11 protein-coding genes are annotated in these 13,431 nt (G+C 64.1%); 3 read left to right on the top strand and 8 right to left on the bottom strand.

What is annotated here, in order from left to right:
• Positions 1-132 precede the first annotated feature (132 nt).
• Genes ACFOHJ_RS23670 through ACFOHJ_RS23655 form a run of 4 tightly spaced genes read right to left on the bottom strand, consistent with a single transcriptional unit; the run spans position 133 to position 4,899 of the window.
• On the bottom strand, positions 133-1,359 hold the full coding sequence (locus ACFOHJ_RS23670; RefSeq protein WP_378225432.1) for a sugar ABC transporter substrate-binding protein: 1,227 nt from the start codon (positions 1,357-1,359) through the stop codon (positions 133-135).
• Between the two features lie 35 nt (positions 1,360-1,394).
• Complete coding sequence (locus ACFOHJ_RS23665; protein WP_378225430.1) at positions 1,395-2,399, bottom strand: ABC transporter permease; 1,005 nt, start codon at positions 2,397-2,399, stop codon at positions 1,395-1,397.
• The gene (locus tag ACFOHJ_RS23660) at positions 2,399-3,367 is read right to left on the bottom strand and encodes an ABC transporter permease (RefSeq protein WP_378225428.1); all 969 of its coding nucleotides are present in this window, start codon (positions 3,365-3,367) and stop codon (positions 2,399-2,401) included. Before ACFOHJ_RS23660 ends, ACFOHJ_RS23665 begins: the two co-directional genes overlap by 1 nt.
• A complete protein-coding gene (locus ACFOHJ_RS23655; RefSeq protein ID WP_378225426.1) occupies positions 3,364-4,899 on the bottom strand; it encodes a sugar ABC transporter ATP-binding protein in 1,536 nt (511 codons plus the stop codon). Before ACFOHJ_RS23655 ends, ACFOHJ_RS23660 begins: the two co-directional genes overlap by 4 nt.
• Positions 4,900-5,430: 531 nt before the next feature.
• Here ACFOHJ_RS23655 and ACFOHJ_RS23650 point away from each other — a divergent pair.
• A complete protein-coding gene (locus tag ACFOHJ_RS23650) occupies positions 5,431-6,162 on the top strand; it encodes a GntR family transcriptional regulator (RefSeq protein ID WP_378225425.1) in 732 nt (243 codons plus the stop codon).
• 102 nt (positions 6,163-6,264) lie between these two features.
• On the opposite strand, the gene hydA is transcribed toward ACFOHJ_RS23650, so the two are convergent.
• The 3 genes from hydA to ACFOHJ_RS23635 form a co-directional block, all read right to left on the bottom strand.
• Positions 6,265-7,719: a dihydropyrimidinase gene (gene hydA, locus ACFOHJ_RS23645; RefSeq protein ID WP_378225423.1), complete on the bottom strand. Its 1,455-nt coding sequence runs from the start codon at positions 7,717-7,719 to the stop codon at positions 6,265-6,267.
• 47 nt (positions 7,720-7,766) lie between these two features.
• Complete coding sequence (locus tag ACFOHJ_RS23640) at positions 7,767-8,708, bottom strand: N-carbamoyl-D-amino-acid hydrolase (RefSeq protein WP_378225421.1); 942 nt, start codon at positions 8,706-8,708, stop codon at positions 7,767-7,769.
• Between the two features lie 88 nt (positions 8,709-8,796).
• A complete protein-coding gene (locus ACFOHJ_RS23635) occupies positions 8,797-10,227 on the bottom strand; it encodes an NCS1 family nucleobase:cation symporter-1 (RefSeq protein ID WP_378225419.1) in 1,431 nt (476 codons plus the stop codon).
• A gap of 733 nt (positions 10,228-10,960) precedes the next feature.
• On the opposite strand from ACFOHJ_RS23635, the gene ACFOHJ_RS23630 reads away from it, so the two are divergent.
• Positions 10,961-12,214, top strand: coding sequence for a M20 family metallo-hydrolase (locus tag ACFOHJ_RS23630; RefSeq protein ID WP_378225418.1), 1,254 nt, complete (start codon positions 10,961-10,963; stop codon positions 12,212-12,214).
• On the top strand, positions 12,204-12,794 hold the full coding sequence (locus tag ACFOHJ_RS23625; RefSeq protein WP_378225416.1) for a cupin domain-containing protein: 591 nt from the start codon (positions 12,204-12,206) through the stop codon (positions 12,792-12,794). The genes ACFOHJ_RS23630 and ACFOHJ_RS23625 overlap by 11 nt, the downstream gene beginning before the upstream one ends.
• A 159-nt stretch (positions 12,795-12,953) precedes the next feature.
• On the opposite strand, the gene ACFOHJ_RS23620 is transcribed toward ACFOHJ_RS23625, so the two are convergent.
• On the bottom strand, positions 12,954-13,250 hold the full coding sequence (locus tag ACFOHJ_RS23620; protein WP_378225414.1) for a hypothetical protein: 297 nt from the start codon (positions 13,248-13,250) through the stop codon (positions 12,954-12,956).
• Positions 13,251-13,431 lie beyond the last annotated feature (181 nt).

Genomic DNA, 13,431 nt, shown 5'->3' with positions numbered 1-13,431 from the left:
GAACACATTCAAAACAACGGACGCTGCATCCAGACTCGGCATGCGTATCGACCGTCTATCAGCAACCGGGCACCGGATCCGGCTTCGCCGCAATCCGGTGCCCGGAAGGATCGGTGTGCCTTCTCCGATGCCTCAGTTGGGCACGGGGATCGGCTTTACGAGATTGGGCTCCAGCCAGTCGGCCGGCGCGGTACAGTCGCTGCAGTTGATGCCCGGCAGCGTGTCGGCATATTTGACGGGCGGAAGCGGCTGGATCGTGGCGCCGGGCTTCGGATTGCCCGTCTGCACGGCGTCGATGCTCAGCTCAGGCAGCGTCTTGCCGTCGAGCGCGGTGTCGAGGAACAGCGGCGACACCTTGTCGGCCGGGAAGGTGTTGCAGCCGTCGACGAAGTCCTCGCCGGGGCAGACCTTCACGTCCTGCGGCTCGACCCAGGGCAGCGGGAACTCCACGTTCTGCTGCTCGAGCTTGGTCTTGCCGGTGACCACCTCCATCATCAGCTTGAAGGCATAGCCGCCGACGGAGGGACCGGAGCTGGACGAGACGCCCTTCAGGCCCTTGGCCTGCATCGCCGGGTCGGCAATGGCCAGGCGGTAGCCGTTGTTGGACTGGCCGGCCATGGTCACGAGGCGATCCGGACGGCCGTTGATGACGGCCTGCAGGGAACCGTAGCTGCCGTCTACGCTCCAGATCCCATCGATGTTGGGGTGCGCGGCAAGGATCTTCGCGACTTCCTCCTGCGAGGTCGCATCGTTCCAGTTGCCGTAGAAGTCGCCAACGATCTTGATGCCGGGATACTTCTTGAAGACGCCGTAGGCTTGTTCGTCATAGGTGTTGGTCACGGTCGTTCCGGCAACGCCGTGGTTGAACACGACCTCGCCCTTGCCGCCCATCTGGTTAACCATCCACTGGGCGGTGTTGGCGCCGTAGCGGGCGGTGATGGAGCTGACGTTGTGGGCGCATGCCTGCGTGACGGTGACGTCATAGGTGAAGACGGCGATGCCCTTCTCGCAGGCCTGCTTGACGACGCGGTTGAGGGCGGTCGGGGAAAGCGGATAGAAAAGGATCGCGTCGGCGCCGGCGGCGATCATGCTTTGCAGGTCGGAAATCTGGCGCTGCACGTCCGTGCCCGAGATCACCGTCTTGAACTCGACCATCTTGTCGTAGGGCGGCGTCGCCGCCAGCGCCTTGATGCCGTTGGCGGCCGCGGCCTGCCAGGAGTTGCCGCTGTAGCTCATGTTCAGGAACACCTTGTAGGTGTCCTTGGCCTGGGCCTGGCCCAGGGTAGCCATGCACAGGGCGGAAGCCAACACGGCTGCCGCCGCCTTGCCGATCCCCTTGCGTCCTCTCGTCCCTTCCATTTGCTCTTCCTCCGTTTTTGATTGTCGTTATCCGGTCAGCGCCTGGGCGCGGATCGATTGCTCTGGAGCAGCAGCGCTCCGATGATGATGCCGCCCTGGATGACGCTCCGCAGGCCCTGCGACAGGCTCAGGATCGTGATCACCGTCGAAAGCGTGCTCAGGAACAGGGCGCCGGCGAGCGTGCCGAGATAGATGCCGGCACCGCCGGTCACCCGCGCGCCGCCGATCACCACGGCCGCGATGGTCGGCATCAGCAAGGCGTTGCCCATGTCCAAGGTCGCGCTCGACGAGTAGCCGGCAAGCAGGATGCCCGCCATGCCGGCGCACAGCCCGCTGGCGCCGTAGACGACGATCGTCAGCAACGTGGTCGGCAGGCCGAGGACCCGCGCGGCGCCCGGGCTGCTGCCCATGGCGTAGAGCTTGCGCCCTCCGGCCGTGCCGTTCTGCAGCAAGGTGGCGAGCACCGCGAAGACGACCAGGAACCAGACCGGCAGGGGAATGCCGAGCCAGCTTCCGCTCATGAAATGTTGCAGGGCGGGCGCGACCGGCTGCTGCGAACTGCCTGCCGTCAGCGCCAGGCCGACGCCGAAGAAGGTGGTTCCCGAGGACAGCGTCATGATGAAGGGCGGCAGCTTGGCCACGGCGACGCCGATGCCGTTGATGACGCCGATCGCCGTGCAGCACAGCAGCGCCGTCGGCAACGCGTAGACAAGCATGTCGTCGCTGCCCCGCGTCATGCCCGCGATGATCATGCCGCCGATACCCATGACGACGCCGATCGACAGGTCGATGCCGCCGGTGAGGATGACGAGCCCCTGGCCGAACGAAGCGACCACGAGGAAGATCGAGGTGATCAGGATCGCGGCAAGCTGGGTCATCGACCCGAACGCCGGGTTGACGAGCTTCATGCTGACGATCAGCGCCAGGGTGGCGGCAAGCACGAGCGCGGCCGGCTTGGCGTCGGGGCGCAGCCACTGGCGGCCACGGACCTTCTCGGGCCCGGCCGCAGCACTTGCGGTGGTGGTCCTGTTGTCCTGCATCAGGCGGGCCTCCGGTGCGCGATCCTGGCGACGAGCGGCGAAAGCTGGCCGAAGAAGATCGCAGCGATCATGATCAACCCGTTGAAGATGTTGGTGTAATACTCGGCGACGCCAATGGCGAAGAGCATCTTCTGCATCACCGTCAGGATGCCGACGCCGACGAGCGTACCCAGGACGCCGCCGCGCCCTCCCATCAGGGAGGTTCCGCCGATGGCGACGGCCGCGAACATGTAGAGCAGGAAGGAGTCGCTGATGCGCGGATCGCCAGAGCCGATCTCGGCGCTGTAGACGAAGCCGGCCGCGCCGTAGCAGAGCCCGGCAAGGACCAGCGCCAGGAACTTGGTGGTGGGAACGTCGAGGCCGGACAGGCGCGAGGCGACGGGGTCCGCGCCCACGGCATAGACGGAGATGCCCCACCGCGTGTTCTTCAGGAAGGTCCAGCCCAGCGCGATGGCCACCATCATGATGCCGGCATACGGAATGCCGAATATGTCGCCCGTGACGCCGTCGATCGCCTCGGCGACTTCGCCGCCCGGCGCCGGCAGGATGATCAGCGCGATCCCCTGGCACACGATCAGCGAGCCGATGGTGACCGCCAGCGACTGCAGGCCGAGGATCGCGATGAGATAGGCGTTGACGAGACCGACCGCCAATCCGACCAGGAGCACGAAACCGAGGGTTCCCATGCTGCCGAGGCTGCCCATGCTCAAGGTCGCGGCAAGCACGTTGCAGATGGCGACGACGCCCGCGCCGGAAAGGTCGAACTCGCCCGTCAGCACCACGATGGTGAGGCCGGTGGCGGCGAGCGCCAGCACGATGGCGTTGTTGAGGAGGTTGCCGATGCCGAAGCTCGTCAGCGCGGACGGCTCATAGACCGCATAGACGGCAAGCATCAGTACAAGGAGCAGGATCGCCGGCAAGGCGCCGCCGCCCAGTCGTCGGTACCATGGCGAAGGCTGGGCCATCATTGGACATCCCCTACCCTGGAGGCCGGCATCGTGGCCGATCCCGGCCGGAAACCAGACGCGATGGACAGCAGCCGGTCCTGCGAAAGCTCCTCGCGCGGCACGTCGCCGGCGATGGCGTTCCGGTACATGACGAGGCAGCGGTCGCACAGGTGAACCAGCTCATCGAGTTCCGTCGAACAGAACAGCACGGAACCGCCGTCGCGCACGAAAGCCGTCATCATGGCGTAGATGTTCTGCTTGGCGCCGACATCGACGCCGCGCGTGGGATCGAACAGCAGCAGGCATTTGGCGCCGCTGATCAGCGCCCGCGCCAGGATCGCCTTCTGCTGGTTGCCGCCGGACAAGGCGCCGATGCCGTAGGAAAGGAAGCGGTCCGACAGGTTGACGGAAGGTGTCACCGCCGTCACCGCGCGGCGCTCCGCATTGCGGTCCACCAGGCCGAAGCGCGTCACGCTGTCGACGACCGGCATGGAGATGTTGGCCATGGTGGAGAGGTCGCTGAAAATGCCCTCGGATTTTCTTTCCTCCGGCACCAGCGTCACGCCGTGCTTCAGCGCCTCCCGGGGCGAATGAAGCGACACCTCGGTCCCGTCCACCAGGATCGTTCCCTCGGTGACCGGCGACAGGCCGACAAGCGCCTTGAACAGGTTGGACTGGCCATGCCCTTCCAGCCCCGCCACGCCGAGGCACTCGCCGGGCGCGAGCTTGAAGCTGACCTTCTCCAGGCCCGGCCCCTTCATCCCGCGAACCTCGAGCCGCGGCTTGGCGTCGACCCGGATCACCGACGCGCGGCTGGTAAAGGTTTCGACCGCCGAGCGACCGGCCATGTTGGTGAAAATCTGGTCGTCGGTCATGGACTTGACCTCGCTGTCCATGACCTTGTGCCCGTTGCGCAGGATGACGCAGCGGCTGCATAGCCGGCGTATCTCGTCCAGCTTGTGGCTGATGTAGAGGATCGATGTCCCCTCCGCGACGACCTTGTCGATGAGGCCGAACAGCCATTCGCGATCGGACAGCGCCGCCGTCGGCTCGTCCAGCAGCAGCACCGAGGGCTTGCGCATCATCGCGCGCACGATCTCGATGCGCTGGCGCACGCCGAGCGGCAGGTCGCCGATCAACGCCGACGGCCTGATCTCGCGAACGCCGTACTCCTCAAGTATTCCGGCAGCCTGCTGCTCGAGCTTGCGGGCCGGCACCAGGCCCAGCTTGTTGCGTTCGGGGTGGGGCAGGAACAGGTTGAGCGCGACCGACAGCGTCGGCACCAGGCTGAGTTCCTGGAATGCCGTCGACACGCCGCGCTGATTGCCCTCGACGATAGACTTCGGGCTGTAGGGTTCCCCGTTCAGCAGGATCTGGCCGCTATCGGGCCGGATGACGCCGCTGATCGACTTCACCAGCGTCGACTTGCCGGCCCCGTTTTCACCGAGCAGCCCGCAGACCTGGCCCCGCTCCAGTTGAAACGAAACGTCCTGAAGCGCGGCGGTCGCGCCGTAGCTCTTGCTGATGGCATTTACCTGGAGGGCTACGGGCAAGGTCAAACTCCGGCCCCGCAGCGGCTATCGAACACAGGATGCGAACCGTCCATCCGGAAGCCGCCGCCATCCAGCGACCCAACTTCCACGCAGGCAGCATCCATCAGCATGGCGCGACGCGTCGCGCTCATCCGCAAGCCAGTCATTATGTACATCCTCCACAATCTCAGACGGGCCGGTTTTCCCGGTTCGCCTGCAAGCGGCTAGCTCGCCCAGACCGCGAACTGCCTCTCCTCCCTCACGCTTCCGCGCTTATTGTGTCCTGTATTGTGTACAATGGATTTTTGCATTAGTTTGATTTTTATGTCAACTCATAATGAGGCTTCCATCGATATTTGTCGCAAACGGATTCGCAGATGACCGGGCTCGGAACAGTGCGAACTTTGAGTGCGCGAGTGCATGCCTGCAGAAAGCTGTGAAAGACTGGAACAAGCGAAGTCCTGCAAGAAAGACTACGATGTAATTTCTCGATAGTTCTTTTCGGGAAGCCCTTCTAAGAACACGAAAGAAAAGAATTCGAGGTCAAGCTCGGTGGAACGCCCCCCTCTTCGATTTGAAAAATCGCGCGGAAGGACCGAGGTCGAGATTCGCCGGCGCATACTTCAGGCGATATTCGAGCAGCGACTTCCACCGGGCGAGAAGATAACCGAAGAGCAGCTTGCGACCACCTTCGACGTCAGCCGCACGGTCGTGCGCCAGGCGATGGCCCGCCTCGCCCAGGACGGGATCCTCGTGAAGTCGCCCAATATCGGCTCGGCCATCGCGGCGCCCAGCAGGAAGGAAGCCCGCGACATCCTCGCCGTTCGCCGCATGGTCGAACCCGACATCGTGCGCATCCTTGCCAACGCTCCCGCCCGGGAGGAGGTCATCGCCCGCCTTAACCGGCATCTGGCGCTGGAGGACGAAGCCAGGAATTCCAGGAACCGGGGGCTGCAGGTCAGGCTTTCGGGCGAGTTCCACCTGCTCCTGGCGGAACTGGCGGGCAACCGCATCCTGGTGCGCCTGATGAACCAGCTCCAGGCCCTGACCTGCCTTGCCATCCTTCTCTATGCCGGCGGCGACGAAGCCTGCCTGCCCGACGAGCACAGCCGCATCGCGAGCGCCATCGCCGCAGGCGACCGCGCGGCCGCCGAGAAAGAGATGCTCCACCATCTGCATCACGTGGAAAAGGACATGAACCTAGACCGGGGGCCGGATACGGCCGGCTTCACGGAAGCGATCGAATGGCTGAGGGGTCATAGCGGGCACGGCGTGGAAGGCTAGGTCGTCCCCGGTCGCCCGACCGGGATTTCCCGAAAGCCGACGCTCCATGGCGGCAACCGGATGCGCGGGGCCGGGCGAAGCCGTCCGATCCCGCGACGCCGATCACACACCGATCGGCATATGCTCCGGCGAACGGTTGACGGCACGCGGCGCGGTGAGTTCCTTCCATGCCGTGAGCGCCTTGGCGAAGGCCGGGAAGGCCGGACGCTTGACGTGCTTGCCGCGGCCTGGCCGGGGTTCGTTGGCGCCTGCGCCCCACACCACCTCGCCGCGCGACAGCGTATAGCGTGGCAGGCCGTGGACCTGCTGGCACTCGAAGACGTTGTAGTCGATGATCGACTTCTGGTTCGCTGCCTTGATCGTCTTGGAGGCCTTCGGGTCCCACACCACGAGATCGGCGTCGGAGCCGGGCAGGATCGCCCCCTTTTGCGGATAGATGTTGAGGATTCGGGCGATGTTCGTGGACGTCACCGCCACGAATTCGTTGGGGGTCAGCCTGCCGGTCTCGACGCCGCGCGTCCACAGCATCGACAGCCGGTCCTCCAGGCCGCCGGTGCCGTTCGGGATCTTGGTGAAGTCCTTGAGGCCGAAACGCTTCTGCTCGGAGGTGAAGGCACAATGGTCGGTCGCCACGACCTGGAGCGAGCCGGACTGGAGGCCGGCCCAGAGCGAGTCCTGGTGCGCCTTGTCGCGGAAGGGCGGCGACATGACACGCCGCGCGGCATGGTCCCATTCCTGGTTGAAATACTCGCTTTCGTCGAGCGTGAGATGCTGGATCAGCGGCTCGCCGAACACGCGCATCCCCTTCTGGCGGGCGCGGCGGATCGCTTCATGCGCCTGCTCGCAGGAAACATGCACGATATAGACCGGGACGCCGGCGGCGTCGGCGATGGTGATGGCGCGGTTGGTCGCCTCGCCCTCCACCTCGGGCGGGCGCGAATAGGCGTGCGCCTCGGGGCCGGAAATGCCGGACGACATGAACTTCTGCTGCAGCGCGGCGACGAGGTCGCCGTTCTCGGCATGGACGAGCGGCAAGGCCCCGAGCGCCGCGCAGCGCTGGAACGAGGCGTACATCTCGTCGTCGTTCACCATCAGGGCGCCCTTATAGGCCATGAAGTGCTTGAACGTGTTGACGCCGCGGCTGACCGACGTGGCCATGTCCTCGAAAATCTGCTTCGACCAGCCGGTGATGGACATATGGAAGGAATAGTCGCTGCAGGCCTGGCGGGCGGCGCGCTCCTCCCACAGGTCGAGCGCTTTCATCATGCCGTCCTCGCCGGGAATGACGAAATCCACCACCAGGGTGGTACCGCCCGAAAGCGCGGCATAGGTGCCGCTCTCCCAGGTCTCGGCGGTGGTCGTGCCCATGAAGGGCATTTCGAGATGGGTGTGCGGATCGATGCCGCCCGGTATGATCAGCGCGCCTTCGGCATCGATCACCGTTTCGGCCGTCAGGCCCGCTCCGATGGCGGCGATCTTGTCGCCTTCGATGAGGATGTCGGCTTCGTAGCTGCGATCCGCCGCGACGATGGTGCCGCCTTTAATTACCTTGGACATGCTGTCAACCTCTGCTGTGAACTACCGTGGAACCCCGCCCTGTGCGCTCAATTCTCCGGCGGCGCGATCGCCCCCTTGCGCTCGACGATCAGCCGGTATGCCTCGGGCTCGCGATGCCGCGCGAAATCGAAGATCGTCTGGCGATAGCGCTTGCCTATGTCGAGGTCGCAATTGGCGGTGATGACCTCGTCCTCGAGCGTCGCCGCCATGGCCACGATCTCGCCGGACGGCGCGACGATGACGCTCTGCCCGACCATGCTCGACCCTTCCTCCTTGCCGCATTTGGCCGTGCCGATGACCCAGGTGGAATTCTGGTAGGCGCCCGCCTGCATGGACAGGTGGTTATGGAAGCTGGTCAGCCCATCGATATCGGCGTGGCCGGTGTGGTCGAAGGGGGTGTTGTAGCCGAGCATGATCATCTCGACGCCCTGCAGGCCCATGACCCGATAGGTTTCCGGCCAGCGCCTGTCGTTGCAGATGCACATGCCCATGACGCCGCCGAAAGCCCGCCATACACCGAAGCCGAGATTGCCCGGCTCGAAATAGCGCTTCTCCAGATGCTGGTGAACGCGCCCCGGCTGCGGCTCGGAATGGCCGGGCAGGTGCACCTTGCGGTACTTTCCGACGATCTCGCCATTGCGGTCGACGATGATGGAGGTGTTGAAGCGGCGGCGGCGGCCGCCCTCGTTCACCAGTTCGGCGTAGCTGACATAGAAGCCGACGCCGAGCTTCTTGGACTCCTCGAAGAGCGGCGCCGTTTCCGGGCCCGGCATCTCCGTCTCGTAATAGCTCTCGAGCTCGGCTTCGTCCTCGATCATCCAGCGCGGGAAGAAGGTGGTGAAGGCAAGCTCGGGAAAGACCACCAGTTCGGCGCCCCTGCCCTTGGCCTCGCGCATCATGGCCACCAGCCGGCTCACCGCTTGCTTGCGCGATTGCGACTTGGGGATCGGCCCCATCTGCGCCGATGCGGCTTTAACGATACGCGACATGTCCAGTCCTCCTCCGGGAAACGGTTACTCTCGGCCAGCAGGCCCGAAGCCGGGCAGGACGACAACGGCCGTCCCGCCCGGAAGATCATCAGCGCGCGGCGGCAGCCTCGATGGAGCGGATGTCGCCCTTGCTGAACTGCCAGTAGATGATCGCGCTGACGGCGACGCCGATCGGCCAGGCGAAGGGTGCGAATACGCCCAGCGACGGCGTGACGGACAGGCCGATGGTGAGGACGCCGGACACGATCAGCGCGGAAACCGCCTTCATGTTGTAGCCGCCGCTGTAATAGTACTTGCCCGAGGTCGAGTCGTCGAACAGCGCGTTGGTGTCGATGGCGCCGCGCCTGACCAGGTAGTAGTCGGTCATGATGATGCCGTAGAGCGGCCCCATCAGGGCGCCGACGCCGCCGATGAAGTGGTTCACGATCACCGGGTTGGAGAACAGGTTCCAAGGGGTGATCACGATCGACAGCGCGGCAACCAGGACGCCCGCCTTGCGGAAGGTGAAGTGGCGCGGCCACACATTGATGATGTCGTAGACCGGCGCCACGAAGTTCAGGATGATGTTGATGCCGGCGGTCGCGGTCCCGATGGCAATGATCGCCACCAGCAGGATCGCGATGCTGTCGATATCCTTGAGCAGCACGATCGGGTCGTGGATGGCCTCGCCATACACCTTCACCGACGCCAGCGCGATGACGATGGAGATCGCGCCGAAGGCGGTCGCGTTGAGCAGCAGGCCCCACGCATTGCCGCGGCGCACCATCTGCTCGTTGGGCGCATTGCGGGTGAAGTCCGCGAAGTTCAGCGTCGGGCCGGCGAAGTAGGAAACGGTGATGAACATCGCCGACAGCATGGCGATGACGCCGCTGTTTCCTTCCACCGTCCGGTAGGTGAAATCGATCGACCAGCCGGCGCGCGACAGGATCCAGATCGCCAGCGCGATCATGGCCACCCAGATGGCGGGGCCGGCGAAGTCGGAAAGCCGGCGGACCGCCTCCATGCCGCGGGAAAGCACGAGAAGCTGGGCGAACGACAGCACCAGGAAGCAGATCCAGCCGAGCGTCGACAGGCCGACGACGGAATTCTGCGTCAGGGCGCTCGAAGACGGGATGAGCTTGATGACGAGCAGCATGACCGCGGCCGAGGCCAGGTAGGTCTGGATGCCGTACCAGGCGACGGCGACGATGGCGCGCAGGATCGCCGGGATGTTGGCGCCGTTGACGCCGAAACTGGCGCGCGCAAAAACCGGGAAGGGAACCTTCGCCCGCTGCCCGGCGACGCCGCTGAGGTTGTTGGTGAAATAAAGCACAACGATGCCGAGCGCGAAGGCGACGATCATCTGCCAGCCGGCGAGACCGAGCGCAAACAGGCCGATGGCCATCGTATAGCCGCCCAGGCTGTGCCAGCCGGACATCCACCAGGCGAGCAGATTCCAGGTCTTCCATGTACCGGTCGCGCTTTCCGGCGAAAGCTCGACATTGAAGAGTCGAGAACCTTCATTCTTGTAGCTTGGCATTCCTGTCTCCTCCAAGGCCGCCGTTACGAAGAATTACCCTTCGTAAATTTCAGATAGTTTTAGAGCAGTGCATGTTCCGCGCGATCATCGTCAGTAATGGCGAGAGATATTCTTTGGTATCGACAGAGACCGACGAGGCGACAAGGCGGGTCACCCGGCACGGCCATCCTGATCGACGCTATTCCTCACTTCGACAAATCAACGCCCAACGCTCCTCGCCAGCGTCACCATGCTCCCTGCCCGGGCGATGCGCCTGCCTTCGCCCGCGCATCTGGAAGCCCGACCATGAATTTAGCCAAAGCCGTTGTCAAGTATCTTTCCTCACGAACATACACGGTTATCGTTTTGACGGGCGGTCGATGCGAACTCTCATATCATGCTGATAATAAAGGGGTATTTATGCGGCTCGCTATTTCGGCATCTAGGAATATACCTTGACTAAAAGGAATTTCCTTCCTATCCATTCGTCCGTGCCGCCTGTCGCTCGATGAAGGAAAAAGGCCGGAATGTTTGTCGGAATGAGGCCGGACGAGGCTCCGGTCACGACATATCCCCAGCGATCGAATCCTGTCCGCAGCCCTCGCGGAATCGGGGCGTTAGTCTCAACTGCAGCCAACAAGCGGCAAAGCTTCCCTTTGAACGAATACTTGGAAACGAGAGCAATCTCGCAAGCCTCGGCCGTGCGAGCCCGGCCCTTCCCCCTCCCTCATGAACCCGCGAGCGCGCAAAGCACATGAACAAGCCCCTGACGAGCGGTAGCCGGCTTTGGTCGACCTTGATGGAGATGGCAACCATCGGCGCCATCCCGGAAAACGGATCCTGCCGCCTTTCGCTGACGGACGAAGACCGGCAGGCGCGCGACCTCTTCGCCCGCTGGTGCCGCGAGGCCGGCTGCACCCTGCGCGTCGACCGTTACGGCAACATGTTCGCCGTCCGGCCAGGCTCGAAGGCCGGCGCACCGGCGGTCCTGGTCGGCAGCCATCTCGACACGCAGCCCCATGGCGGCCGCTTCGACGGCGTGCTGGGCGTCCTGGCCGGACTGGAAATCCTGCGCGCGCTGAACGACGCCGGCGTCGAGACGGAACACCCGGTCGCCGTCGTCAATTGGACGAACGAGGAAGGCGTGCGCTTCAAGCCCGGACTGACCGGGTCGAAAGGCTTTGTCGGGCTGCTCGACGAGGCGACCGTCGAAGGCGAGGGGGGCGCTGACTATTTTTCCGAACTGAGCCGGATCGGCTATGCCGGGCACCCGATGACGGATTTCGAGGTCCTCGCCTATTACGAACTGCACATCGAGCAAGGCCCCGTGCTCGAGGCGGCAAAGGCTCCCGTCGGCATCGTCGAAGGCATCCAGGGCGTCCGCTGGCTCGAGGTCGAGCTTCGCGGGCACGACGCCCATGTCGGCACGACGCCCATGGACAACAGGAGCGACAGCTTCATGGCGGCGGCAGCGCTTGCGTCCCGGCTGCGCGAGCGCGCCATTTCACTGGACAAGCATATCCGCTTCACGGTCGGGCGCATCGAGGTCAGCCCGAATTCGCAGAATACCGTGCCGGGCCTGACCACCCTGCATATCGACCTGCGCCACGGCTCCACGGCCGTGCTCGACGCGTTCGAGAAGGTCATGGCCGAAACGATCCCCGAGGTGGAAACGCAGGAACGGGTCCGGGTGAACGCCCGCCAGACCATGCGCGTGGAACCGGTCACGTTCGACGAGACGTGCCGGCGGCACCTGCTCGCCAGCGCCCGCGCCTTCGGGCTCGATCCCGTTTCGCTGCCGAGCGGGGCGATGCATGATGCGAGCAGCCTGGCCACGAAGGTGCCGGCGGCCATGCTTTTCGCGCAGTCGCGCGACGGCATCAGCCACAACCCTTTGGAGTGGTCGGAACCCGAACATGTCGCGAGCGCTTGCGAGATCCTCGCGCAAGCTGTTCTTGTACATGCAGGGACGAAGGGCAGATGGGGAGACGAGAGCCGTGACACATGAATGGGTCAGCGACGAGCCGCTGAGGATCGGGGCGAAACTGCGACACGCCCGGCTGATGCTCGGCCTCAGCCTTTGCGAAGTCGGCGAGAGGATCGGGGTCACGGAAGGCTATCTGTCGAAGCTCGAGAACAACCGCTCGCAGGCTTCCATGGCCACGCTGCACCGGCTGGTCGGGGCGCTCGGCATGAACATGAGCGAACTCTTCGCCACCTCGTCGGACGACGGCCTGCCGATAACCGTGGTGCGGGCCGGAAGCCGGCCCAAGCTGGTGACGGGCCATCGCCGCGCCGGAAATCAGGTCACCCTGGAACGGCTCGTGCCCGGATCGCCGGGCCAGCTGCTGCAGATCAACATCCATGTCATCGCGCCCGGCGGCGGCAGCCTCGAGCCAATCAGCCATGACGGCCAGGAGTTCGGCTTCGCCCTCGCGGGACTGGTCGAGATCACCGTGGACAACCATGCCATACAGATCGGCGAGGGCGACAGCTTCTATTTCGATTCCTCGCTGGCCCATAGCTATCGCAACATAGGCAACACCGAAGCCCGCATCCTGTGGGTCAACACGCCACCGACCTTCTGAGCCTTTGCCGGCGCGGGAAGGCATGTCGTCGCCAGCTTCGATCAGCGACTTTTCGCTGCGGATTCGCAGACGGCCGTGGAGCCAAGACGCAGCCCGTGGCACCGGCAAACAGAATATCGAAACGCGCGCCGTTCAATGTCGAGGCGCCTTAGTGAGTCGTCAGTTTCCATCAGGATAAGTCGCTTTCCCTCGTTCTGTAGTGATGCGAGCCAAGATGCTTAAACTGGCTTGGCGTCGCTGAAAATCGCCCAGATGGGGACCGCCGCCGTTCATCTTCTTCGAATCCCCGTCCCATCCATCGCTGCCGCGAAAATACTCGTAATCACGCACGTCCGACGTCTCGTGAGTAGAACGTTGCAGTTTTCCTTTACGAGGAGAACGGCTACTCGGGATGCGTATGCACGTACTATTCGAGAGGGGAGCATCGTCGATAATCCCCGCCACCTCGTCATTCACCAGCGCTCGCCCCGCTCCATCAGTCCCGGTGTAGTTTCTGAAACGTGACCTCTCGCGTCCGGAAACCGTCTCTAGGACGTACCACCCGCCACCCCAGTTGCGGCCACATCCCGTCTCACTAGGCGGTGTGGACGAATTGACTCAGGTATAAATTTGAGGGTTCCGCGAAAGAATCCGGTCT

The sequence above is a fragment of the Aquamicrobium soli genome, assembly GCF_042646345.1.
Lineage (GTDB): Bacteria > Pseudomonadota > Alphaproteobacteria > Rhizobiales > Rhizobiaceae > Mesorhizobium > Mesorhizobium soli_A.
This window is presented reverse-complemented; position numbering and strand designations above follow the sequence as displayed.

Bases quoted from the DNA above. Each gene is read 5' to 3' on its own strand.
- ACFOHJ_RS23640 (WP_378225421.1), bottom strand. From the start codon at position 8,708: ATGTCGCGTATCGTTAAAGCCGCATCGGCGCAGATGGGGCCGATCCCC.
- hydA (WP_378225423.1), bottom strand. From the start codon at position 7,719: ATGTCCAAGGTAATTAAAGGCGGCACCATCGTCGCGGCGGATCGCAGC.
- ACFOHJ_RS23670 (WP_378225432.1), bottom strand. From the start codon at position 1,359: ATGGAAGGGACGAGAGGACGCAAGGGGATCGGCAAGGCGGCGGCAGCC.
- ACFOHJ_RS23665 (WP_378225430.1), bottom strand. From the start codon at position 2,399: ATGCAGGACAACAGGACCACCACCGCAAGTGCTGCGGCCGGGCCCGAG.
- ACFOHJ_RS23660 (WP_378225428.1), bottom strand. From the start codon at position 3,367: ATGATGGCCCAGCCTTCGCCATGGTACCGACGACTGGGCGGCGGCGCC.
- ACFOHJ_RS23635 (WP_378225419.1), bottom strand. From the start codon at position 10,227: ATGCCAAGCTACAAGAATGAAGGTTCTCGACTCTTCAATGTCGAGCTT.
- ACFOHJ_RS23630 (WP_378225418.1), top strand. From the start codon at position 10,961: ATGAACAAGCCCCTGACGAGCGGTAGCCGGCTTTGGTCGACCTTGATG.